Origin of the sequence: Kitasatospora sp. NPDC096077 (genome assembly GCF_040303245.1) — a bacterium.
Lineage (GTDB): Bacteria > Actinomycetota > Actinomycetes > Streptomycetales > Streptomycetaceae > Kitasatospora.
Genome location: NZ_JBEOSV010000046.1, coordinates 40,332 through 62,364, shown reverse-complemented (window position 1 = coordinate 62,364; position 22,033 = coordinate 40,332). Strand labels below are relative to the sequence as shown.

At 74.4% G+C, this 22,033-nt stretch carries 17 protein-coding genes; 15 read left to right on the top strand and 2 right to left on the bottom strand.

Annotated elements, in window-relative coordinates; translation table 11 throughout:
- The first annotated feature begins 8 nt into the window (after positions 1-8).
- From ABTZ03_RS30410 to ABTZ03_RS30400, 3 genes are all read left to right on the top strand, one after another.
- Positions 9-191 (top strand): hypothetical protein, encoded by a 183-nt coding sequence (locus ABTZ03_RS30410; RefSeq protein ID WP_350516315.1) that lies wholly within the window; start codon positions 9-11, stop codon positions 189-191.
- A gap of 36 nt (positions 192-227) precedes the next feature.
- Positions 228-1,034 carry a TlyA family RNA methyltransferase gene (locus tag ABTZ03_RS30405; RefSeq protein ID WP_350516329.1) on the top strand — a complete coding sequence of 269 codons (807 nt, stop codon included), beginning with the start codon at positions 228-230 and terminating at the stop codon, positions 1,032-1,034.
- Between the two features lie 91 nt (positions 1,035-1,125).
- On the top strand, positions 1,126-2,034 hold the full coding sequence (locus ABTZ03_RS30400) for an NAD kinase (protein ID WP_350516314.1): 909 nt from the start codon (positions 1,126-1,128) through the stop codon (positions 2,032-2,034).
- Positions 2,035-2,055: 21 nt separating this feature from the next.
- Here the strand turns inward: ABTZ03_RS30400 and yczR are convergent, their stop codons facing one another.
- On the bottom strand, positions 2,056-3,555 hold the full coding sequence (gene yczR, locus ABTZ03_RS30395) for a MocR-like transcription factor YczR (RefSeq protein WP_350516313.1): 1,500 nt from the start codon (positions 3,553-3,555) through the stop codon (positions 2,056-2,058).
- Between the two features lie 393 nt (positions 3,556-3,948).
- On the opposite strand from yczR, the gene yczE reads away from it, so the two are divergent.
- The 3 genes from yczE (at position 3,949) to ABTZ03_RS30380 (ending at position 7,663) form a co-directional block, all read left to right on the top strand.
- A complete protein-coding gene (gene yczE, locus ABTZ03_RS30390) occupies positions 3,949-4,494 on the top strand; it encodes a membrane protein YczE (RefSeq protein ID WP_350516328.1) in 546 nt (181 codons plus the stop codon).
- A gap of 88 nt (positions 4,495-4,582) precedes the next feature.
- Positions 4,583-6,316: a DNA repair protein RecN gene (gene recN / locus ABTZ03_RS30385; protein WP_350516327.1), complete on the top strand. Its 1,734-nt coding sequence runs from the start codon at positions 4,583-4,585 to the stop codon at positions 6,314-6,316.
- Between the two features lie 168 nt (positions 6,317-6,484).
- Positions 6,485-7,663, top strand: coding sequence for a glycosyltransferase family 4 protein (locus tag ABTZ03_RS30380; RefSeq protein WP_350516312.1), 1,179 nt, complete (start codon positions 6,485-6,487; stop codon positions 7,661-7,663).
- Between the two features lie 60 nt (positions 7,664-7,723).
- On the opposite strand, the gene ABTZ03_RS30375 is transcribed toward ABTZ03_RS30380, so the two are convergent.
- Positions 7,724-9,718 carry a glycoside hydrolase family 15 protein gene (locus tag ABTZ03_RS30375; RefSeq protein WP_350516311.1) on the bottom strand — a complete coding sequence of 665 codons (1,995 nt, stop codon included), beginning with the start codon at positions 9,716-9,718 and terminating at the stop codon, positions 7,724-7,726.
- 720 nt (positions 9,719-10,438) lie between these two features.
- Here ABTZ03_RS30375 and pyrG point away from each other — a divergent pair.
- The 9 genes from pyrG to ABTZ03_RS30330 all read left to right on the top strand — a co-directional run bounded on the left by pyrG (position 10,439) and on the right by ABTZ03_RS30330 (position 22,016).
- Positions 10,439-12,118, top strand: a complete 1,680-nt coding sequence (pyrG, locus tag ABTZ03_RS30370; protein WP_350516310.1) for a CTP synthase — start codon at positions 10,439-10,441, stop codon at positions 12,116-12,118.
- A gap of 124 nt (positions 12,119-12,242) precedes the next feature.
- Positions 12,243-12,872, top strand: a complete 630-nt coding sequence (locus tag ABTZ03_RS30365; protein WP_502894637.1) for an NUDIX domain-containing protein — start codon at positions 12,243-12,245, stop codon at positions 12,870-12,872.
- 156 nt (positions 12,873-13,028) lie between these two features.
- The gene (locus ABTZ03_RS30360; RefSeq protein ID WP_350516308.1) at positions 13,029-15,146 is read left to right on the top strand and encodes a tetratricopeptide repeat protein; all 2,118 of its coding nucleotides are present in this window, start codon (positions 13,029-13,031) and stop codon (positions 15,144-15,146) included.
- Between the two features lie 261 nt (positions 15,147-15,407).
- The gene (ald, locus tag ABTZ03_RS30355) at positions 15,408-16,523 is read left to right on the top strand and encodes an alanine dehydrogenase (RefSeq protein WP_350516307.1); all 1,116 of its coding nucleotides are present in this window, start codon (positions 15,408-15,410) and stop codon (positions 16,521-16,523) included.
- Between the two features lie 435 nt (positions 16,524-16,958).
- Complete coding sequence (locus tag ABTZ03_RS30350; protein ID WP_030245868.1) at positions 16,959-18,026, top strand: ParA family protein; 1,068 nt, start codon at positions 16,959-16,961, stop codon at positions 18,024-18,026.
- A gap of 41 nt (positions 18,027-18,067) precedes the next feature.
- On the top strand, positions 18,068-18,601 hold the full coding sequence (locus ABTZ03_RS30345) for a hypothetical protein (protein ID WP_400923832.1): 534 nt from the start codon (positions 18,068-18,070) through the stop codon (positions 18,599-18,601).
- A 180-nt stretch (positions 18,602-18,781) separates the two neighbouring features.
- Entirely contained in the window at positions 18,782-19,693 is a 912-nt protein-coding gene (locus tag ABTZ03_RS30340; RefSeq protein ID WP_350516305.1) for a segregation and condensation protein A, read from the top strand.
- Between the two features lie 290 nt (positions 19,694-19,983).
- Positions 19,984-20,577 carry an SMC-Scp complex subunit ScpB gene (gene scpB / locus ABTZ03_RS30335; protein WP_350516326.1) on the top strand — a complete coding sequence of 198 codons (594 nt, stop codon included), beginning with the start codon at positions 19,984-19,986 and terminating at the stop codon, positions 20,575-20,577.
- Positions 20,578-20,639: 62 nt separating this feature from the next.
- Entirely contained in the window at positions 20,640-22,016 is a 1,377-nt protein-coding gene (locus tag ABTZ03_RS30330) for a pseudouridine synthase (protein WP_350516304.1), read from the top strand.
- The last annotated feature ends 17 nt before the right edge of the window (positions 22,017-22,033 follow it).

Below are 22,033 nucleotides of genomic sequence, written 5' to 3'. Positions count from 1 at the left end.
AGCCGGTCGTGACCGTCGGGCGGGCCGAGCCGCTCGGCGTCGAACTGCTGCCCACCGGGCACCCGGAGGTGGACGCCGGGCTGGCCCGCTTGGAGGGTCTGGACGGGGTCCCGGCCGAAGCACACGTCGCGGTGTACGAAGATGTTCACCAGCGGCTCGCCGACACGCTGGCCGCGCTCGACCAGGAATGATCCGCAGGACCCGTAGGAGCTGAAACACCAGTGGCAGTGGCACGACGCCGACTCGACGCGGAGCTGGTCCGCCGCAAGCTGGCCCGGTCGCGTGAGCACGCGTCCGAGCTGATCGCAGCCGGCCGGGTGACGGTCGGCGGCACCACCGCGACCAAGCCGGCCACCCAGGTGGAGACCGCGGCGGCGGTCGTGGTGGCCAAGGACGACAACGACCCCGACTACGTCTCGCGCGGCGGGCACAAGCTCGCCGGGGCGTTCGCGGCCTTCGTGCCGCAGGGCCTGGTGGTCGAGGGCCGTCGGGCGCTGGACGCGGGCGCGTCCACCGGCGGGTTCACCGACGTGCTGCTGCGGTCCGGGGCCGCCCACGTGCTGGCGGTGGACGTCGGCTACGGGCAGCTCGCCTGGTCGCTGCAGAGCGACGAGCGGGTGACGGTGATGGACCGCACCAACGTCCGTGAGCTGACCCCGGAGGCGATCGGCGGCACCCTCGTCGACCTGGTGGTCGGCGACCTGTCGTTCATCTCGCTGGGCCTGGTGCTGCCGGCCCTGGCGGCCTGCGCGGCCGAGGACGCGGACCTGGTGCTGATGGTCAAGCCCCAGTTCGAGATCGGCAAGGAGCGCCTCGGCAGCGGCGGGGTGGTGCGCAGCCCGCAGCTGCGGGCCGAGATGGTGCGGCAGGTGGCCGGGCAGGCCTGGGAGCTCGGGCTGGGCGTGCGGGCGGTCACCGCGAGCCCGCTGCCGGGGCCGTCCGGGAACGTCGAGTACTTCCTCTGGATGCGCCGGGACGCCCCGCAGCTGGACCCCGCGGAGGCGGACCGGGCCGTGGCGGAAGGGCCCAGATAGGGTGCTCTGCGAGTGTCCGGCCCGTCATGCTGGACGGCGCGGACGCACCGGGCCAAGGGCGACCCGGCGGGCGTAGGGAGAGGGCAGCGGCATGAGCGATGAAGAACGTACGGTCTTCCTGATCGCGCACACCGGCCGGGAGACGGCGCTGCGCAGCGTCGAGAGCCTGGTGCACGGGCTGCTGAAGGCGGGGCTCCGGATCAGGCTGCTGGAGGCCGAGGCGGTGGACCTCGACCTGCCGGACGGGGTCGAGAAGGTGGCCGAGGGGCCCGGCGCGGCGGACGGCTGCGAGCTGATCCTGGTCGCCGGCGGCGACGGGACGCTGCTGCGCGGCGCGGAGCTGGCGCGCTCGCACGGGCTGCCGATGCTGGGGATCAACCTCGGCCGGGTCGGCTTCCTCGCCGAGGCCGAGCGGGACGACCTGGCCGTGGTGGTCGAGCGGGTGGTGGACGCCGACTACGAGGTCGAGGAGCGGATGACGATCGACGTCATCGTCCGGACCAACGGCGATGTGGTGCACCAGGACTGGGCGTTGAACGAGGCGTCGATCGAGAAGGCCTCCCGGGAACGGATGCTGGAGGTGGTGACCGAGGTGGACGGCCGTCCGGTCTCCAACTTCGGTTGCGACGGGGTGGTCTGCGCGACGCCGACCGGTTCGACCGCGTACGCCTTCTCGGGCGGTGGGCCGGTGGTGTGGCCGGAGGTGGAGGCGCTGTTGATGGTGCCGATCTCCGCGCACGCGCTGTTCGCCCGGCCGTTGGTGACCTCTCCGGACTCGGTGCTGGCCGTCGAGGTGCAGCCCAAGACCCCGCACGGGGTGCTCTGGTGCGACGGGCGGCGTTCGGTCGAACTGCCCGCCGGCGCGCGGGTGGAGGTGCGCCGGGGGCAGACGCCGGTGCGGCTGGCGAGGCTGCACCGGGCGCCGTTCACCGACCGGCTGGTGGCCAAGTTCGCGCTCCCGGTGAAGGGTTGGCGCGGACGCTCGAACACCGACTGCTGACGGTCCGTCAGCCGGGGCTGCTCAGACGGCCAGTGCCTGGCTCTCGTCGGCCGGGCCGAGCCGCCCGCCCGCCGTCGCGCGGGCGGCCAGCTCGGCCAGCCGCTCGACGGCGGCGGGTACGGCGGCGGCGGGCACCGTGAGCGGTATCCGGATGTGGTGCTCGAAGGCGCCGTCCGAGCCGAACCGGTTGCCCGCGGCGATCCGGATCCCGGCGGGCTCCTCGGCCCGGGCCAGCGCCGCGCCGGACAGTCCGCCGGTGGCGACCCAGAGCGCGAGGCCGCCGGGGGGCAGGGTGACCTGCCAGTCGGGCAGCCGCTCCGGCAGTGCGGCGGCGAAGGCGTGCGCGCAGGCCCGCAGCCGGTCCAACTGGTGGGTGCGGACGGCCGGCAGCGGCTCGCCCAGCAGCTCGGCGGCGATCAACTGGTCGAGCACCGGCGTGCCGACGTCGCTGTAGACCCGCTCGGTGGCCAGCCGCCGGACCAGCGCGGGCGCGGCCCGCACCCAGCCGATCCGCAGTCCGCCCCAGAACAGCTTGCCGGCCGAGCCGACCGTGACCACCTGGGCGGCCCGGTCCAGCGCCGCCACCGGGCGCGGCAGCGGCGTGGACTCCGGTACGCCCCAGCCGAGTTCGGCGGTGGTCTCGTCCACCAACAGGACGCTCCCGACGGCCCGGGCGGCGGCCAGCAGCCGGCGGCGCTGCTCCTCGTCGATCAGCGCGCCGGTCGGGTTGTGGAAGTCCGGGATGACGTACGCGACCTTGGGGGCGGCCCCGCGCAGCACCCGCTGCCACTCCTCCAGGTCCCAGACGGGCTGCGGGGCGTACGTGTACGGGACGGGCACCAGGCGCGCCCCGGTGAGGCGCAGCGCCTGGAGGGTGTGGGCGTAGCTGGGGGCCTCGACGGCGACCCGGTCGCCGCGGCCGACCAGCACCCGCTGGACCAGGTGGAGCCCGCCCATCGCGCCGGTGGTGATCAGGATCTGGTCGGGGGTGGTGGGCAGTCCGCGCTCGGTGTAGCGGCGGGCGACGGCCTCGCGCAGCACCGGGACGCCGGTGGGGTAGTGGCCGTGGCCGGCGGCGTAGTGCGGCAGCAGTTCGACGGCCCGGGCGGCGGCCCGGCCGAGCCAGGGCTGCGGGGCGGGCAGGGCGGCGACGCCGAGGTCCAGGATCCGGCCCTGTTCGTCCGGCGGGACGGGGTGCAGCGCGTCGCCCGGCGGCTGGGCGCCCTCGGGCAGCGCGGTCCAGCTGCCGGCGCCGCGGCGGCTGAGCAGGTAGCCGTCGCCGCGCAGGGTCTCGTAGGCGGTGGCGACGGTGGTGCGGCTGAGGTCCAGGGCGGTGGCGAGTTCGCGTTCGGCGGGGAGCCGGGCGCCGACCGGCAGGCGGCCCTCGGTGACCAGCAGCCGGATCTGCCCGGCCAGGGTGCGGTAGGCGGGCCGGCGGGTGGTGGCCGGTTCGGGGAGCCGGGCGGTGGCGAGCAGCCGGGCCAGTGCGGGCGGGGTGACGGTGGTGTGCCAGTCGGCCATGGCGCTGATGCGCCCTCCTCGCTTCGCTCGGCAGGCGCTTCGCGCAACCCGCACTTCCTTGACGGTGAGCTCGCTTCGCTCACTCGGCAGTCCACTTGCTCGGGATTGGCCCTGTCGAGGGCTCCATTGGCCCGCTCATCATGACAGTGCGGCCGTCGAGTCCGCCACCGCCGGATCCGATCCGGCGGTGCAGCACCACCCGCAGGAGCACCAGTGGCCACCACGACCGCACCCACGACCGCCGCCGTCCCGTCCGCCGCCGTCCCGTCCGCCGCCGGGCCCTCCGCCGCCGGGCCCCGGCCCGGCCTCGCCGTCCGGATCCTCGGCGACACCCATGCCCTGGGCCGCCGGCTCCCGCAGCTCGCCGTCGGCCTCGCCCTGTACGGGGCGAGCATGGCGCTGATGCTCCGCTCCGGCCTCGGCCTGGACCCCTGGGACGTCTTCCACCAGGGCCTGCAGCGGGTGTTCGGCCTCAGCGTGGGCGCCTGGGTGACCGTCTGCGGCGCCCTGGTCCTGCTGCTGTGGATCCCGCTGCGCCAGCGCCCCGGGGTCGGCACCGTCGCCAATGTGCTGGTGATCGGCGCGGCGATGGACCTCACCCTGCGGCTGGTCGACGGCCCGCACGGCCTGGTCGCGCGGATCGCGCTGATGGCCGCCGCGGTGCTGCTCAACGGTCTGGCCACCGGCCTCTACATCGGTGCCCGGCTCGGCCCCGGCCCGCGCGACGGCCTGATGACCGCCCTGCACCGGCGCACCGGGCGCTCGCTGCGGTTGATCCGCACCGGGATCGAGGTCACCGTACTGGCGGTCGGATTCGTGCTCGGCGGCACCGCCGGGGTCGGCACGGTGGTGTACGCGCTGGTCATCGGCCCGCTGGTGCAGCTCTTCCTGCCCTGGTGCACCGTGCCCACCGCCGCCCAAACCTCCCGGAACGGATGAACTTGACGGCACCGAGTTGCCGCGCGCCGTTGCCGCTCGTCGCGCTCCGGGGGCGGAACCTCGTAAGGTCGTCTCCGTGTTGGACGAGATGCGGATACGGGATCTTGGGGTCATCGACGACGCGGTGGTCGAGCTCGCCCCCGGCTTCACCGCCGTGACCGGGGAGACCGGCGCCGGCAAGACCATGGTGGTGACCAGCCTCGGCCTGCTGCTCGGCGGACGCGCCGACCCCGGCCTGGTGCGCCACGGCGCCGGACGCGCCGTGGTGGAGGGCCGGCTGGAACTGCCCGCGGACTCCCCGGTGGCGGCCCGCGCGGCCGAGGCCGGGGCGGAACTGGACGACGGCGCCCTGCTGGTCAGCCGGACCGTCTCCGCCGAGGGCCGGTCCCGGGCGTACGTCGGCGGGCGGGCCGTCCCGGTCGGGCTGCTCACCGAGCTCGGCGAGGACCTGATCGCCGTGCACGGCCAGACGGACCAGCAGCGGTTGCTGCGCCCGGCCCGCCAGCGCGGCGCGCTGGACCGCTACGCGGGTGAGGCGGTGGCCGAGCCGCTGGCCCGCTACCGGGAGACCTACCGCGCCCTGCGCGAGGTCGCGGCCACCCTGGAGGAGCTGACCACCCGGGCCCGCGAGCGCGCCCAGGAGGCCGACCTGCTGCGCTTCGGCCTGGACGAGATCGCCGCCGCCGAGCCGGTGGCCGGGGAGGACGTCGAGCTGGCCGCCGAGGCCGAGCGGCTCGGGCACGCCGACGCGCTGTCCTCCGCAGCGACCCTCGCCCACGCGGCGCTGGCCGGCGACCCGGCCGACCCGGAGGCGCTGGACGCGGGCACCCTGCTCGCCCAGTCCCGGCGGGCCCTGGACGCGGTGCGCCACCACGACGAGCGCCTCGCCGCGCTCGCCGACCGGCTGAACGAGGTCGGCTACCTGCTGGCCGACGTCGCCGGGGACCTGGCCGGCTACGCCGACGACCTGGACGCCGACCCGGTCCGGCTGGCCGCCGTCGAGGACCGCCGGGCCGTGCTGGCCCAGCTGCTGCGCAAGTACGGCGGCGGGGAGAACACCCTCGCCGAGGTGATCGCCTGGGCCGAGGCCGGCTCCGCCCGGCTCGCCGAACTCGACGGCGACGACGACCGGATCGACCAGCTCGGCGCCCAGGAGACCGAACTGCGGGCCGAGTTGGCCGAGCTGGCGGCCGAGGTCTCGGCCGCCCGGCAGGCCGCCGCCGGGCGCTTCGCCGAGGCCGTCTCCGCCGAGCTCGCCGAACTCGCCATGCCGCACGCCCGGGTGACCTTCGCGATCAGCCGGGTCGACGACCTGGCCGGCATCGAGCTGGACGGCCGCACCGTCGGGTACGGGCCGCACGGCGTGGACGAGGTCGAGGTGTTGCTCGCCCCGCACCCGGGCGCCCAGCCGCGCCCGATCGCCAAGGGCGCCTCGGGCGGTGAGCTGTCCCGGGTGATGCTCGCCGTCGAGGTGGTCTTCGCGGGCGCCGACCCCGTCCCCACCTACCTGTTCGACGAGGTGGACGCGGGCGTCGGCGGCAAGGCCGCGGTCGAGATCGGTCGCCGGCTGGCCAAACTGGCGGAATCCGCCCAGGTCGTGGTGGTCACCCACCTTCCGCAGGTCGCCGCGTTCGCGGACCGGCACCTGGTGGTGGAGAAGACCAACGACGGCACCGTGACCCGCTCGGGCGTCAAGGTGTTGAACGACGAGGAGCGGGTGCGCGAACTCTCCCGGATGCTGGCCGGCCTGGAGGACTCGGAGCTGGGCCGCGCCCACGCCGAGGAGCTGCTGGCCGCCGCCCGGGCCCCCCGCCACCGGTAGTCGGAACCGGCGGCCCTCCCCGGCAGGACGGCGACGCGCCCCCGTGGCGCCGACTGTCCAAGAGGGCCGCCGACCTGGCATGGTGGCCGCTGGACACTGGCTTTCCAGTCCCGAGCGCCGCCCGGCGGGCAATCCTCGCGAAGCGGTGCGCGAACCCGATCGAGTCGGATGCGAGACGACGTGGACCATTCCGCCGCCCGGGCCACCGCGGCCGCCCCGGAACCGGGGCAGCTGCACGTGGTGCTCGTCCTGGCCGCCAGCACCGGCGGCATCGGTGCGCATGTGCGTTCGCTGGCCCAGGGCCTGGTCGCGCACGGGGTGACCGTCACGGTCTGCGCGCCGGCGGGTACGGACGCGCTGTTCGGCTTCTCCCGGACGGGCGCGCGGTTCCACACCGTCGACATCACCCCCACCGCGGGCGCCCGCAGCGACGCCACCGCGATCGGCGAGCTGCGCCGGGCCTTCACCGGCGCTGACGTGGTGCACGCCCACGGGCTGCGCGCCGGGCTGCTGTCCGACCTCGCGCTGCGCACCGCCGGCCGCTTCCCGGGCCTGCGCCCGGAGACCCCGCTGGTGGTCACCTCGCACCACGCGCTGCTGGCCACCGGGATGGAGCGGCGGCTGCAGCGGCTGATGGAGCGCCGGGTGGCGCGCGCCGCCGACCTGGTCCTCGGCGCCTCCTCCGACCTGGTCGCCCGGGCCCGTGAACTGGGCGCCACCGACGCCCGGTTGGGCCCGGTGGCGGCCCCGCCGATGCCCGAGGGCCGGCTCGACCGCGGCGCGGCGCGGGCCGCGCTGCTCGGCGACGGCCCGGACCGTCCGCTGGTGCTGGCGGTCGGCCGGCTCGTCCCGCAGAAGGCCTTCGGGCTGCTGCTGGACGCCACCGCCGAGCTGTCCGGACTGGACCCGGAGCCGCTGCTGCTGCTCGCCGGGGACGGTCCGGAGGCGGGCCCGCTGCGCGAGCGGGTGGCCGCCGAGAAGCTGCCGGTGCTCCTGCTCGGCTACCGCACCGACGTGCCCGACCTGCTGGCCGCCGCCGACCTGGTGGTGGTCTCCAGTCGCTGGGAGGCCCGCTCGCTGGTGGTGCAGGAGGCGATGCGGGCCGGCGTGCCGGTGGTCGCCACCGCCGTCGGCGGCATCCCCGAACTGGTCGGTGACGCCGCCGTGCTGGTGCCCTCCGGCGATCCGGTGGCGATCGGCCGCGCGGTGCGCGGGCTGCTCGCCGACCCGGACCGCCGGGAGCGGCTGGCGGCGGCCGGCCGGCAGCAGGCCGAGACCTGGCCGGACGAGGCCGCCACCGTCGCCCAGGTGCTCAGCACCTACGACGAGTTGGTGCAGCGCGGTTAGGGCCTGTCCGGCGGATCCTGCCGGACAGGCCCAGGCCCAGGCCCCGTCCCGGACCCTCTCCTAGACCGTCGCGCGCTCGGCCCGGTCGGCGGCGGGGCCGTCCGGCTGGGCCGACAGGTAGGCGGCGCCGCAGGCGGTCAGCCGCAGGGCGGTGTCGATCAGCGGGACGTGGCTGAAGGCCTGCGGGAAGTTGCCGACCTGGCGCTTGAGCCGCGGGTCCCACTCCTCGGCGAGCAGGCCGAGGTCGTTGCGCAGCGACAGCAGCCGGTCGAACAGCTCGCGGGCCTCCTGCACCCGGCCGATCATGGCGAGGTCGTCGGCCAGCCAGAACGAGCAGGCCAGGAAGGCGCCCTCGTGGCCGGACAGCCCGTCGACGTTGTTGCCGGACTCGTCGTGGGTCGGGTAGCGCAGCACGAAGCCGTCCTCGGTGGACAGTTCGCGCTGGATCGCCTCGATGGTGCCGATCACCCGCTTGTCGTCCGGCGGGAGGAAGCCGACCTGGGGGATGAGCAGCAGCGAGGCGTCCAGTTCCTTGCCGCCGTAGTACTGGGTGAAGGTGTTGCGCTCCGGGTCGTAGCCCTTCTCGCAGACGTCCCGGTGGATGGTCTCGCGCAGTTCGCGCCAGCGCTCCAGGTGGCCGCCGGAGGGGGCGTCCTCGGGGGTCTGCTCCAGCAGCTTGATGGTGCGGTCGACGGCGACCCAGGCCATCACCTTGGAGTGGACGAAGTGCCGGCGCGGGCCGCGGACCTCCCAGATGCCCTCGTCCGGGTTCTGCCAGTGGTCCTCCAGGTACTCGATCAGCCGCAGCTGGAGGTGGTGGGCGTGGTCGTTGCGGACCAGGCCGGTCATGTGGGCCAGGTGCAGGGCCTCCACCACCTCGCCGTAGACGTCGAGTTGGAGCTGTCCGGCGGCGCCGTTGCCGACCCGGACGGGCAGCGAGCCCTCGTAGCCGGGCAGCCAGTCCAGCGAGGACTCGGTGAGCTCGCGCTCGCCCGCGATGCCGTACATGATCTGCAGGTTCTCCGGGTCGCCGGCGACCGCGCGCAGCAGCCACTCGCGCCAGGCCTTGGCCTCCTCGCGGTAGCCGGTGCGCAGCAGCGAGGAGAGGGTGATCGCGGCGTCGCGCAGCCAGGTGTAGCGGTAGTCCCAGTTGCGCTCGCCGCCGATGTCCTCCGGCAGGGAGGTGGTGGGGGCGGCGACGATCCCGCCGGTGGGGGCGTAGGTGAGGCCCTTGAGGGTGATCAGCGAGCGGATCACGGCCTCCCGGTAGGGGCCCTGGTAGGTGCACTGGTCGGCCCAGTCGTGCCAGAAGTCGGCGGTGGCGTCGAGCATCGCCTCGGCGTCCGGCACGGCCGGGGGGTCGAGGTGGGAGGCCTGCCAGGTGAGGGCGAAGGCGATCCGCTCGCCGGCCCGGACGGTGAAGTCGGCGTAGGTGGTGAGGTCGCGCCCGTAGGTCTCGGCCTCGCCGTCCAGCCAGACCGAGTCGGGCCCGGCGACGGCGACGGTGCGGTGGCCGCCGTCGGGCTGCTCGACCCGGTGCACCCAGGGGACGACCCGGCCGTACGAGAAGCGCATCCGCAGTGCCGAGCGCATCCGGACGGTCCCGGCCACGCCCTCGACGATCCGGATCACCTGGGGGACGGCGTCCCGGCCGGCCAGCGGGCGCGGCGGCATGAAGTCGATCACCCGGACGGTCCCGCCCTGGGAGTCCCACTCCTGCTCCAGGATCAGCGAGTCGCCCCGGTAGCGGCGCCGGTCGGCGGGCAGGGCGGGGGCGGCGGCGGTGGGCGGGGGGACGCGCAGGTCGGCGGTGTCGGCGAGGCGGGGCCGGCCGGCCGTGGCGGGCTCGGCGGTGGGGGAGGGGACCTCGGTCGCGACGGCCTCGGCCGGGCCGATCCGCCAGAAGCCGTGTTCATCGGTGCCCAGCAGGCCGGCGAACACCGCCGGCGAGTCGAAGCGGGGGAGGCAGAGCCAGTCCACCGCCCCGTCCCTGCTGACCAGGGCAGCGGTCTGCATGTCCCCGATGAGTGCGTAGTCCTCGATACGGCCGGCCACGTGGATCTCCAGTTCGCAATGTGGTCAGGGCATCGGCGAACCAGGGAGCGAGCGGTCTGCGGGGCCGGAGGTTCACCCCGGGACGTCCGGCCCGCCGGGGGGTGGTGGCGGGCCTTGCTGGAGTGTCCGCGCGGGGCTCTGTCGAGCCCCTGGGGGTGGGTGGGGAGGAGCTGTTTGACGGGGAGGTCCGGTCGCGCATCGGGGACCGGGAGTGTCCTGACGCTCCCACGCCCTCCGCGTGCTCGTGCTGTCGCGATGCGTCCGTGCAGCTTACGACGGACGAAAGGGGCGAAGCACGCGGACGCAGCCCCGTGTGGCGCCGCAATTCGGCGGAAATGCCGTGCATCGCGGGGACGCGGCGCAGGATGGTCCGGAAGGATCAGCTCCGGGTGGCCGTATCGGAGGGGTCGGTATGGCCCGGTCGGAGTACCCGGGCTGACCCGGTCCGGTGGGTGGTGCGACCGGTGTGACGTGTGCGGCGGATGATGCGCCGGTGGTGCGCCCGGCGCACGCTCCCCGGAGCGCCCCGCGCGGCCCGAAAGGCATCCGGCTCCGGTCACTGTTACCCTGGTATCCCGTGGACCGGCGGGATAAAACGCCCCGGACCAGCCGAACCGACGACCCCACGAGTGCCGAGCACCTGCCGGCCTCCCGTCGCCCGGCGACCCGAGAGCCTCCCGCCCACGTCACCTTCGACACGCGACCCACGGGAGCCCCCTCTTGGCACAGCCCCATTCCGGCAAGGCAGCGAACGGCCGCGCCGTGACGACCAAGCACCTCTTCGTCACCGGGGGTGTCGCCTCTTCGCTCGGCAAGGGGTTGACCGCCTCCAGCCTCGGCGCGCTGCTCAAGGCCCGCGGCCTGCGCGTGACGATGCAGAAGCTCGACCCCTACCTCAACGTGGACCCGGGCACCATGAACCCGTTCCAGCACGGTGAGGTGTTCGTCACGGACGACGGCGCCGAGACCGACCTGGACATCGGTCACTACGAGCGTTTCCTCGACACCAACCTGCACGGCTCGGCGAACGTCACCACCGGCCAGGTGTACTCGACGGTCATCGCCAAGGAGCGCCGCGGCGAGTACCTGGGCGACACCGTCCAGGTCATCCCGCACATCACCAACGAGATCAAGTCCCGGATCCGCCGGATGGCGACCGAGGGCGTCGACGTGGTGATCACCGAGGTCGGCGGGACCGTCGGCGACATCGAGTCGCTGCCGTTCCTGGAGGCCGTCCGCCAGGTCCGCCACGAGGTCGGCCGGGACAACGTCTTCTTCGTGCACGTCTCCCTGCTGCCGTACATCGGCCCCTCGGGCGAGCTCAAGACCAAGCCCACCCAGCACTCCGTCGCCGCGCTGCGCAACATCGGCATCCAGCCCGACGCCATCGTGCTGCGCGCCGACCGCGAGGTCCCGCAGGCGATCAAGCGCAAGATCTCGATGATGTGCGACGTGGACGAGGAGGCCGTGGTCGCGGCCATCGACGCCAAGTCGATCTACGACATCCCCAAGGTGCTGCACGGCGAGGGCCTGGACGCCTACGTGGTGCGCCGCCTGGACCTGCCGTTCCGCGACGTGGACTGGACCACCTGGGACGACCTGCTGCGCCGCGTGCACGAGCCGCAGCACATCGTCAAGGTCGCCCTGGTCGGCAAGTACATCGACCTGCCCGACGCCTACCTGTCGGTGACCGAGGCGCTCCGCGCCGGCGGCTTCGCCAACAACGCCCGGGTCGAGATCAAGTGGGTCACCTCGGACGACTGCGAGACCCCCGAGGGCGCCCAGGCGCAGCTCGGCGACGTCGACGCGATCTGCATCCCCGGCGGGTTCGGTGACCGCGGCGTGAACGGCAAGGTCGGCGCCATCACCTACGCCCGGGAGAACAAGGTCCCGCTGCTGGGCCTGTGCCTGGGTCTGCAGTGCGTGGTCATCGAGGCCGCCCGCAACCTGGCCGGCCTGCCCGAGGCCAACTCCACCGAGTTCGACGCCGCGGCCAAGCACCCGGTCGTCTCGACCATGGCCGAGCAGCTGGCGATCGTCGACGGCAAGGGCGACCTGGGCGGCACCATGCGCCTGGGCCTCTACCCGGCCAAGCTCGCCGAGGGCTCGATCGTCCGCGAGGTCTACAGCGGCGAGCAGTACGTCGAGGAGCGCCACCGCCACCGCTACGAGGTCAACAACGCCTACCGCGCGGACCTGGAGAAGACCGGCCTGCAGTTCTCCGGCCTCTCGCCCAAGGGCGACCTGGTCGAGTACGTCGAGTACCCGCGCGAGGTGCACCCGTACCTGGTGGCCACCCAGGCCCACCCGGAGCTGAAGTCCCGCCCGACCCGCCCGCACCCGCTGTTCGCGGGCCTGGTCAAGGCCGCGATCGAGATCAAGACGGCCGCGTCCGAGTAGTCCCCGCCTCCTCGGCCCGGCCCGTTCACCGGACGGCGGCCCCGCGATTCCCGCGGGGCCGCCGTTCGGCGTTAGATTGTGTCGTACTGACGAAAAGGGGAGAGCGATGGACGAGCAGAGCGACCTGGCGATCGCCGACGCGGCCGAGGAGTGGGAGGTCCGGAGCAGCACGACGCCGTTCCAGGGCAGGGTCACCGGCGTGCGCAGCGAGGAGGTCCGGATGCCCGACGGCAGCTGGGCCCGGCGCGACTACCAGACCCACCCCGGCTCGGTCTCGGTGCTCGCCCTGGACGACAAGCAGCGGGTGCTGGTGCTGCGGCAGTACCGCCACCCCGTCCGCCAGCGGCTCTGGGAGCTGCCGGCCGGCCTGCTGGACGTGCCGGGCGAGAACCCCTGGCACGCCGCGCAGCGCGAGCTCTACGAGGAGGCGCACTGCAAGGCCGACACCTGGCGGATCCTCGCCGACTACTACACCTCCCCGGGCGGCACCGACGAGGCGCTGCGGATGTTCCTGGCCACCGACCTCTCGGACGCCGGGCGCGAGCGCTACCTCGCGGAGGGGGAGGAGCAGGAGATCGAGGTCGCCTGGGTGCCGGTGCCCGAGCTGATCCGGCTGATCCACGCCGGGCGGCTGCACAACCCGACCCTGATCACCGGCACCCTCGCCGTGCACGCCGCGTTGACCTCCCCGGACGGTCCGGAGGGGCTGCGCCGCCCGGACGCGCCGTGGCCGGCCCGTCCCTTCGAGGCGTGACCCGGTTGATTCCTTGGGGTGATTTGCCGGTTCGTACGACCGGATGTCACCTCGGCTCAGCCGGACGGTCGAACTACGCTTCGCAGACAGGGCGTCCGTCGGTCGCCCGCTTTTGCGCCGGGCGCTGAGCGCGGGACGACGTCGGGAGTGGCACGGGTGGCGAGGAAGACGGCGACGATGGACCCCGGCCCCGACGCGCCCGCCGGCGCCGTCCCCGGGCTCGACCGCTTGCCCGCCGGGCCCGCGCTGTTCGCCGGCCGGCGCGCCGAGCTGGCCGCGCTGCGGGCCGGTGCCGCCCGCCGGGTGAACGGGCGCTGCCCGGTCCTGGTGCTGGCCGGGCGGCCCGGTTCGGGCCGCACCGCGCTGGCCGCCCGGTTCGCCCGGACCGTGGCCGCCGACTACCCCGACGGGGTGCTGTTCGCCCGGCTCTCCGCCCCCGACGGCGGCCGGGTGCCGCCCGGCCGGGCGGCCCGGCTGCTGCTGGAGCAGCTCGACCCGCAGGCCGCCGTGCCGTTGCCCGGGACGGTCGAGGACGGGCGCGACGAGCCGGGCGGCGTGGCACTGCGCGAGGCGCTGGCGGGGCGGCGGGTGCTGCTGGTGCTGGACGACGTGCGGGACGCCGGGCAGGTGTGGCCGCTGCTCGCCGACGAGCCCGGCTGCCTGGTGCTCGCCACCACGGCCGGGCCGCTCACCGGGATCGAGGACATCGACCCGGTGATCCTGGGCGGGCTGGACCGGCAGGCCTCCGGGGAGCTGCTGGCCGACCTGGTGGGCGGCACCCGGATCTCCTGCGACCCGGTCGGCGGGGCCGACCTCGCCGAGGCCTGCGCCGCCCGGCCGGCCACGCTGCGACTGATGGCGGGCTGGCTGCGCGCCGACCCGAAGATCGCGGTCACGGACGCGGCGCGCGAGCTCAACCGGGTGGTGGGGGAGCAGTCGCCGGCCGCGGTCGACGACGGTGACGAGGGCGGCCCGGCCACCAGGGGCGGCAAGGGTGGCAAGGGTGGCAAGGGCGCCAAGGGCGGCGGCAGGGCGGCGAAGGCCGGGAAGGGCGGGCGGCCGCCGGGCGCCGCGGGGGCCCCCGAGCAGAAGGAGGGCCCGCGGACGGCGGAGGACGGGGCCGCGGAGCCCGTGGCCGCACCCGAGCCGGCCGGCGACCCGTCGACCTGGGTCAAGCCGGGGCCCGAGCCGGCCGAGCCGGTGCCCGTCCCCGACAACGACCCGCTGCTGGGCGCCTTCACCCTGCTGTACCGGGGGCTGCCGGCCGCCCAGGCCCGGATGCTGCGCATCCTCACCCTGGCCCCGGCCCAGACCGCCGACCCGCGCACCGCCTCCGCCCTGGTCGGCTGCCCGGCGCCGGAGGCGGCCGCGACGCTGGCCGCGCTGGCCGAGCGGGAGCTGCTCGGGGTGGAGGCGCCGGCCGCCGACGGCACCGCGCGCTACCGGGTGCCGGGGCGGCTCTACCCCCGGCTGACCCGGCTGCGGGAGCAGGAGGACCGGCCGGCCGAGACCGAACTCGCCCGGGCCCGGCTGCTGGAGCGGCTGGTCCGGCTCACCGAGTCGGCCCGCGCCCTGCTCGACCCGGCCGCCGGGCCGGGCCCCGAGCCGCTGCCGGCCGCGCTGCGGCTGGGCTCGGCCGAGCAGGCCCGGGACTGGCTGCTCGGTGAGCGGGAGCTGCTGCTCGGCGCGGTGGCCGACGCGATCGGCCAGGGCGACCTGGACGGCTCGGCCGGCCGGCTGGTCACCGCGCTGCTGCGGGCGCTGCCGCTGACCGGTGCGGCCGCCCCGGCCGACCTCTACCGGCTGCACGAGCTGGTGCTCACCGTCGCCGAGCGCAACGGCCGCCCCCGTCGGGCCTCGGCCGCGCTGCTCAACCTGGGCGACCTCCAGATGGCGGCGGGCCGCTGGGAGCAGGCCGCCGCGCACTACCGGACGGCCCTGGAGCACGCCCGTGCGGTCGGCGACGAGCCGCTCTGCGCCCGGGCCCTGGAGGGCGCGGCGGGCTGCCACCGGGCGCTCGGCGACGCGGTGCGCGCCGCCGACTGGTACGGGCGGGCGCTCGGTCTGCGGCAGTCGCTGGGCGACCACGCGGCGGAGGCCAGGCTGCTGGCCCGGGTCGCCGAGGCGCACACCGCGCAGCGCCGCTTCGAGGAGGCCGACCGGGAGTACCGGGCCGCGCTGGCGGTGCTGCGGCGGATCGGCGACGAACGGGGCCGGGAGGCCGTCGGCACCGCCCTCGCGGACCTGCGGGAACGCGTCGACGGCGGGTGGTGAGGGCGGTTTCGGGGGTATCGTCGAAAGTGCCCGGTTGCGACACCTATGACAGGTAAGTTCCCGCGGAAGCCTACGAACCTGCCAATGTGTCCGGCGAAATTATTCGATTTGGAAGGCTGACAGGCCGCCTGGGCTTCATTACACTCGAACTCAGTCGCGCAGCGATCCCCGGCCCCGGCATGTCCGGAGGCTTCCCCACGTGCGCGTCGCCCACCGGTCTTCTCCGGTCGGGACCCCCATGGCAAGAGGACGTGTTCAGTCGTGAAGGTCGGCATCCCCCGCGAGGTCAAGAACCACGAGTACCGCGTGGCCATCACGCCCGCCGGCGTGCATGAGCTGGTCCGCAACGGACACGAGGTCTACATCGAGGACAACGCCGGTCTCGGCTCCTCGATCCCCAACGAGGAGTACGTGGCCGCCGGCGCCACCATCCTCCCCACCGCCGACGAGGTGTGGGTCACCGCCGACCTGCTGCTCAAGGTCAAGGAGCCCATCGCCTCCGAGTACCACCGGCTGCGGAAGGACCAGACCCTCTTCACCTACCTGCACCTGGCGGCCGACCGGGCCGGCACCGACGCGCTGATCGCCTCGGGCACCACCGCCATCGCGTACGAGACCGTGCAGCTGGGCAACGGCGCGCTGCCGCTGCTCGCCCCGATGTCCGAGGTCGCGGGCCGGCTGGCCCCGCAGGTCGGCTCCTACCACCTGATGCGTCCGGCCGGCGGCCGCGGCGTGCTGCCCGGTGGCGTGCCCGGCACCCACCCGGCCAAGGCCGTCGTCATCGGCGGTGGCGTCTCCGGCTGGCACGCGGCCACCATCGCCATCGGCATGGGCTACGACGTGACCCTGCTGGACCGCGACATCAACAAGCTGCGCGAGGCCGACCGCATCTTCGGCACCAAGATCAAGGCCATCATGTCCAACTCCTTCGAGCTGGAGAAGGCCGTCCTGGAGGCCGACCTGGTCATCGGCGCCGTGCTGATCCCGGGCGCCAAGGCCCCGAAGCTGGTCACCAACGAGCTGGTCTCCCGGATGAAGCAGGGCTCCGTGCTGGTCGACATCGCCATCGACCAGGGCGGCTGCTTCGAGGACTCGCACGCGACCACGCACGACGACCCGACCTTCACGGTCCACAACTCGGTCTTCTACTGCGTGGCCAACATGCCGGGCGCCGTCCCGAACACCTCCACCTACGCGCTGACCAACGCCACCATGCCGTACGTGCTGGAGCTGGCCAACCGCGGTTGGAAGGAGGCGCTGCGCCGTGACGAGGCCCTCGCCAAGGGCCTGAACGTGCACGAGGGCCAGATCACCTTCCCGGCCGTCGCCGAGGCCTTCGGCCTGGAGTCGGTCACCGTGGAGAGCGTGCTCGCCTGAACTCCCTGACCGCACGGCGGTCGTTCGCCCCCGACCCGATCCGTTCGGGTCGGGGGCTTCGCCGTGCCCGTGAACGGTGGTCGAGGTGGTCCGGTCGCTCTGTCGTCAATTTCCGACGGTCGCCTCACTCGACCCCGGCCGTCCGCAGAAACGTTAGGGTCATGGGCCTGCTCATCCCTTGACAGGAGCCCGCCCGATAGTCGACACATCGTGCCCACTACCGTGGATTGTGTTGCTGCGAACGCCTTGAACGGCCTAGAGTCGCAAACCGTCGGCATGCTGCCACGCTGACGAATCGACATAGAGTCCTGGATGCCCAAGGAGGTAAGACGACTTGTGAATGAGTCGACAATTGCTCCCGGGGGTGGTCAGCCAGGACTGGCGGAGCTCACCGCCGGCCAGCCGAGTGAGGAGCCCGGGGCCCGGCAGCCCTCCGTGGGCTCGGCCGAGGTCGGCTCGGTCGCACTCCGTACCTTCGAAGCACGCCAGAACACAGCACAGGTGACCACGGTGACCGATCACGACGCCGACTTGGCGGCCTACGGCCTGGCCTACGGCGAGTTCGCCTACGGCGCCTACGACGACCCGGACGCCGAGTACGAGCCGGACCCGGAGTACGCCGCCACGCTGGCCCCCGACGCCGCGCGCCAGCGCCGCGAGCGGGTCGGCCCGACCGGCCGGCCGCTGCCGTACTTCCCGATCCCGGCACCGGTCGCCGAGCACGGACCCGCCCAGATCATCGCCATGTGCAACCAGAAGGGCGGCGTCGGCAAGACCACGTCGACCATCAACCTGGGCGCGGCACTGGCCGAGTACGGCCGCCGGGTGCTGCTCGTCGACTTCGACCCGCAGGGCGCCCTCTCGGTCGGCCTCGGCGTCAACCCGATGGAGCTCGACGTCACCGTCTACAACCTGCTCATGGAGCGGGGACTGACGGCCGATGAGGTGCTGCTGAAGACGGCGGTCCCGGGCATGGACCTGCTGCCCTCCAACATCGACCTCTCGGCCGCCGAGGTGCAGCTGGTCAGCGAGGTGGCCCGGGAGTCCGCGCTGGCGCGCGCCCTGAAGCCGCTGCTGCCGGACTACGACTACGTCATCATCGACTGCCAGCCCTCGCTGGGCCTGCTGACGGTCAATGCGCTGACGGCCGCTCACAGCGTGATCGTCCCGCTGGAGTGCGAGTTCTTCGCGCTGCGCGGTGTCGCGCTGCTGACCGAGACCATCGAGAAGGTGTGCGAGCGGCTCAACCCCGAGCTGCGCCTGGACGGCATCCTCGCGACCATGTACGACTCGCGCACCGTGCACAGCCGTGAGGTGCTGGCGCGGGTCGTCGAGGCGTTCGGCGAGCACGTCTTCCACACCGTCATCGGGCGGACCGTGCGCTTCCCGGAGACCACCGTCGCCGGTGAGCCGATCACGACGTACGCGACCAACTCGGTCGGTGCCGCCGCCTACCGCCAGCTCGCCAGGGAGGTGCTCGACCGGTGCCGCCCCGCCGAGTGAGTCTCCCGGGTGCCGACGAGCTGTTCCGGACCACCGGCGGGATGGCGCTGTCGCCGTCCCTCGCGCCGCGTCCGGCCGCCGAGGCATCCAGACCGGAGACCGCGCGGACCGTCAACGGCACGGACGGCGCCGAGGGCGCCGAGGCCCCCCGGGGCGGCCAGGACGACCGGCAGGTGCCGCAGGAGCAGCAGTCCACCGCCGCGGTGCCCGCGCCCGCGCAGCCGCCCCTCCAGCGGGCGGCCGGGGCCCAGGGGGCCGCGCCGGGCGCCGCGCCGGCGGGCCGCACCCACACGGGGGCCGCCGAGGAGCAGGCCGGAGCCGCCGGGCGCGCCCGGCCGCGCGGCCGCGCGCCGCGCCGCCCGAGCGGGCGCGAGCGGCACGACGAGAAGATCACCGTGTACGTGTCCGCCGAGGAGCTCATGGACCTGGAGCACACCCGGCTGGTGCTGCGCGGTGAGCACGGCCTGGCCGTGGACCGCGGGCGGATCGTCCGGGAGGCCATCGCGGTCGTCCTGGCCGACCTGGAGCAGCGCGGTGAGGCCTCGATCCTGGTCCGACGGCTGCGCGGCCGGTAGGACGGGCCCCGCGGGGGCCGTGGCGGCCGGGGAGGCCGCTGCCGGGCTCCGGGGCGGGGAAGGGTCGGCTCCCGTCGGCCGGGGGGTCTTCCGGGGTGCCGGGGACGCCGGCCGGCCCGGGCGGCGTGTCGGCGGCCCCCGGACGGGACGGCCGGTGCGGGCGGGTGAAGATGGAACGTCATGCCGAGCACCGTGAAACCCGCCGCCAGCGCCGCGAAACCGGCCGTCAGGGCCGTGAACGCCCCCGTGAACGCCCCCGAGGAGGAGTCCCGGGGCGGCTTCCGGGTACGGCTGGACAACTTCGAGGGGCCCTTCGACCTGCTGCTCGGCCTGATCGCCAAGCACAAGCTGGACGTCACCGAAGTGGCGCTGGCCACCGTGACGGACGAGTTCCTGGCGCACATCCGGGCGATGGGCCCGGACTGGGACCTGGACGCGGCGACCGAGTTCCTGGTGGTGGCCGCCACCCTGCTCGACCTCAAGGCCGCCCGGCTGCTGCCGGTGGCGGAGGTGGAGGACGAGGCCGACCTGGCCCTGCTGGAGGCGCGTGACCTGCTGTTCGCGCGGTTGTTGCAGTACCGGGCCTACAAGCGGGCGGCGGCGCTGTTCGGCGAGCGCTGGGCGGCCGAGCTGCTGCGCCGGCCCCGGGCCGTCGGGCTGGAACCGCGGCACGCGGAGCTGCTGCCCGAGGTGGTCATCACCGTCGGGCCGGAGCGGCTGGCGCAGCTGGCGGCCAAGGCGATGGAGCCCAGGCCGAAACCGGTGGTGTACGTGGACCACATCCACACCCCGCCGGTGAGCGTGCGGGAGCAGGCCGCGCTGGTGGTCGGGCTGCTCGGCGGACTCGGCGAGGCCTCGTTCCAGCAGCTGGTCGCGGACGCGCCGGACACCCTGGTGGTGGTCGCCCGCTTCCTGGCGCTGCTGGAGCTGTACCGCGAGCGGGTGCTCGCCTTCGAGCAGCCGGAGGCGCTCGGCGAGCTGCGGGTGCGCTGGGTGGCCGAGGAGGGCCGCGGCGCGGTCGAGGTGACGGACGAGTTCGACCGGCCGGCGGGAGAGACCGGGCGGCCCCAGGAGGAGGACGGGCGGCGATGAGTGGCGGGAACGACGGCGGGCGCCCGGTGCGGCGCCCGCTCGGGCTGCCGGGGCGGCCGCGGGCCGAGGAGTGGCTGGAGCCGGTCTTCGCGCTGCTGCCGGAGCCGGACCCGGAGCCGGAGCCGGTGGCGGTGGCGGTGCCGGCGGTGCCGGAGCCGGGGGACGTCGAGCCGCGGGTGGTGCACCAGAAGTCGGCCCCGTCGACGTCCGGTGCGCCGGAGCCCGTCGGCCCGGAGCCTTCCGAGGAGCCCGACGGGCCGGGGCTGAAGGCCGAGCTGGAGGCGGTCCTGATGGTCGTCGACGAGCCGGTCGGCGAGGAGCGGCTGGCCGCGGTGCTGGAGCGGCCGCGGGCCGAGGTGGCCGGGGCGCTGCGCGAGCTGGCCGCCGAGTACGCCGCCCAGGGGCGCGGTTTCGACCTGCGGCTGGTGGCCGGCGGCTGGCGGTTCTACAGCCGGGAGACCTGCTCCGGGGCCGTCGACCGCTTCCTGCTGGACGGCCAGCAGGCCCGGCTGACCCAGGCCGCGCTGGAGACCCTGGCGGTGGTCGCCTACCGGCAGCCGGTGTCCAGATCGCGGGTCTCCGCCGTCCGCGGTGTGAACTGTGACGGCGTGATGCGTACCCTGGTACAGCGAGGACTGGTGGAAGAGGCCGGATCCGAGCCCGAAACAGGTGCGATCCTGTATCGGACGACGAACTACTTCCTGGAACGGATGGGGCTCCGCGGCTTGGACGAGCTGCCGGAGCTCGCTCCCTTCCTGCCCGAGGTCGACGACGTGGAAGCGGAGTCCCTGGAGGGCACGATGATCGCGGAGGCGGTCGCCGCCGCTGCCGCGCAGGCCGCGGACGGCAGTGGCGAGGCCGACCGGGCAACGCCCGATCGGTAGGGGGAGGTGAGGTCGGCCGAAACGACCGCACATCCCAGACGGAACGACGTACGGACACTTTGATGCGTAGCAGTGGCAACGGCAGGAACAGCAGCGGCGGCGGCAGCGGGCGCGGCGGACAGGGCGGGGGCCGGGGCGGCTCCTACGGCGGTTCGGGCTCCGGCTCGCGCGGCGGCTCCTACGGCGGCGGCAGCGGCAGTGGCGGCGGCCGTGGCGGTTCGTACGGCGGCGGTTCGGGCTCCGGCTCGCGCGGTGGTTCGTACGGCGGCGGCAGCGGCAGTGGCGGCGGCCGCGGTGGTTCGTACGGCGGCGGCAGTGGCAGCGGTGGCGGTCGCGGCGGTTCGTACGGCGGCGGTTCGGGCTCCGGCTCGCGCGGCGGCTCCTACGGGCGGGACGGCGGTTCGTACGGCCGTGACGGCGGCCGCCGGGACGACCGGCGCGACGACCGCCGTTTCCCGGACCGCCCGCTGCGGCCCGAGGAGCGCAAGTACGACCGCCCCGAGTTCGGCGGCGGTCCGAACGCCACCCCGGCCCGCGGCGGCTTCGCCGGCCGGCGCCCCGGCCCGGCCCCGCGTCCGCGCCGGGAGGGCCAGGGTGCCCCGGGCGACCCGCGTCGCCAGCCGCAGCGTTCGCGCGAGCTGCAGGCCAAGATCGAGGACGCCGTGCTGGCCCGGCACGACAAGCCGGCCGTCAAGCTGCCCAAGACCTTCGGCGAGCCCGAGGGCGAGCGCCTGCAGAAGGTGCTGGCCCGGGCCGGCGTCGGCAGCCGGCGGGCCTGCGAGGAGCTGATCGAGCAGGGTCGGGTCTCGGTCAACGGCAAGCAGGTCACCGAGCAGGGCAAGCGGGTCGACCCGGAGAAGGACGAGATCAAGGTGGACGGCCTGACCGTCGCCACCCAGTCCTACCTGTTCTTCGCGCTCAACAAGCCGGCCGGCGTGGTCTCCACCATGGAGGACCCGGACGGGCGCCAGTGCCTGGGCGACTACGTGACCAACCGGGAGACCCGGCTGTTCCACGTCGGTCGGCTGGACACCGAGACCGAGGGCATCATCCTGCTCACCAACCACGGCGAGCTGGCCCACCGCCTCACCCACCCCAAGTACGGCGTGACCAAGACCTACCTGGCCGCCATCCAGGGCCCGATCCCGCGGGACCTGGGCAAGCAGCTGGCCCAGGGCGTGGAGCTGGAGGACGGCTACGCGCGCGCCGACAGCTTCAAGGTGATCTCCAACGTCGGCAAGAACTACCTGGTCGAGGTGACCCTGCACGAGGGTCGCAAGCACATCGTCCGCCGGATGCTGTCCGAGGTCGGCTTCCCGGTCGAGAAGCTGGTGCGCACCCACTTCGGTCCGATCGCGCTCGGCGACCAGAAGTCCGGCTGGCTGCGCCGGCTGACCAACCCCGAGGTCGGCCAGCTGATGCGTGAGGTCGGCCTGTAGGACCCGGGCCCGCACCG

Coding starts and splice junctions, on each gene's coding strand:
- yczR (WP_350516313.1), bottom strand. CDS start 3,555: ATGGCCGACTGGCACACCACCGTCACCCCGCCCGCACTGGCCCGGCTG.
- ABTZ03_RS30400 (WP_350516314.1), top strand. CDS start 1,126: ATGAGCGATGAAGAACGTACGGTCTTCCTGATCGCGCACACCGGCCGG.
- ABTZ03_RS30380 (WP_350516312.1), top strand. CDS start 6,485: ATGCGAGACGACGTGGACCATTCCGCCGCCCGGGCCACCGCGGCCGCC.
- scpB (WP_350516326.1), top strand. CDS start 19,984: ATGGTCGTCGACGAGCCGGTCGGCGAGGAGCGGCTGGCCGCGGTGCTG.
- recN (WP_350516327.1), top strand. CDS start 4,583: ATGCGGATACGGGATCTTGGGGTCATCGACGACGCGGTGGTCGAGCTC.
- ABTZ03_RS30345 (WP_400923832.1), top strand. CDS start 18,068: ATGGCGCTGTCGCCGTCCCTCGCGCCGCGTCCGGCCGCCGAGGCATCC.
- ABTZ03_RS30330 (WP_350516304.1), top strand. CDS start 20,640: ATGCGTAGCAGTGGCAACGGCAGGAACAGCAGCGGCGGCGGCAGCGGG.
- yczE (WP_350516328.1), top strand. CDS start 3,949: ATGGCGCTGATGCTCCGCTCCGGCCTCGGCCTGGACCCCTGGGACGTC.
- ABTZ03_RS30340 (WP_350516305.1), top strand. CDS start 18,782: ATGCCGAGCACCGTGAAACCCGCCGCCAGCGCCGCGAAACCGGCCGTC.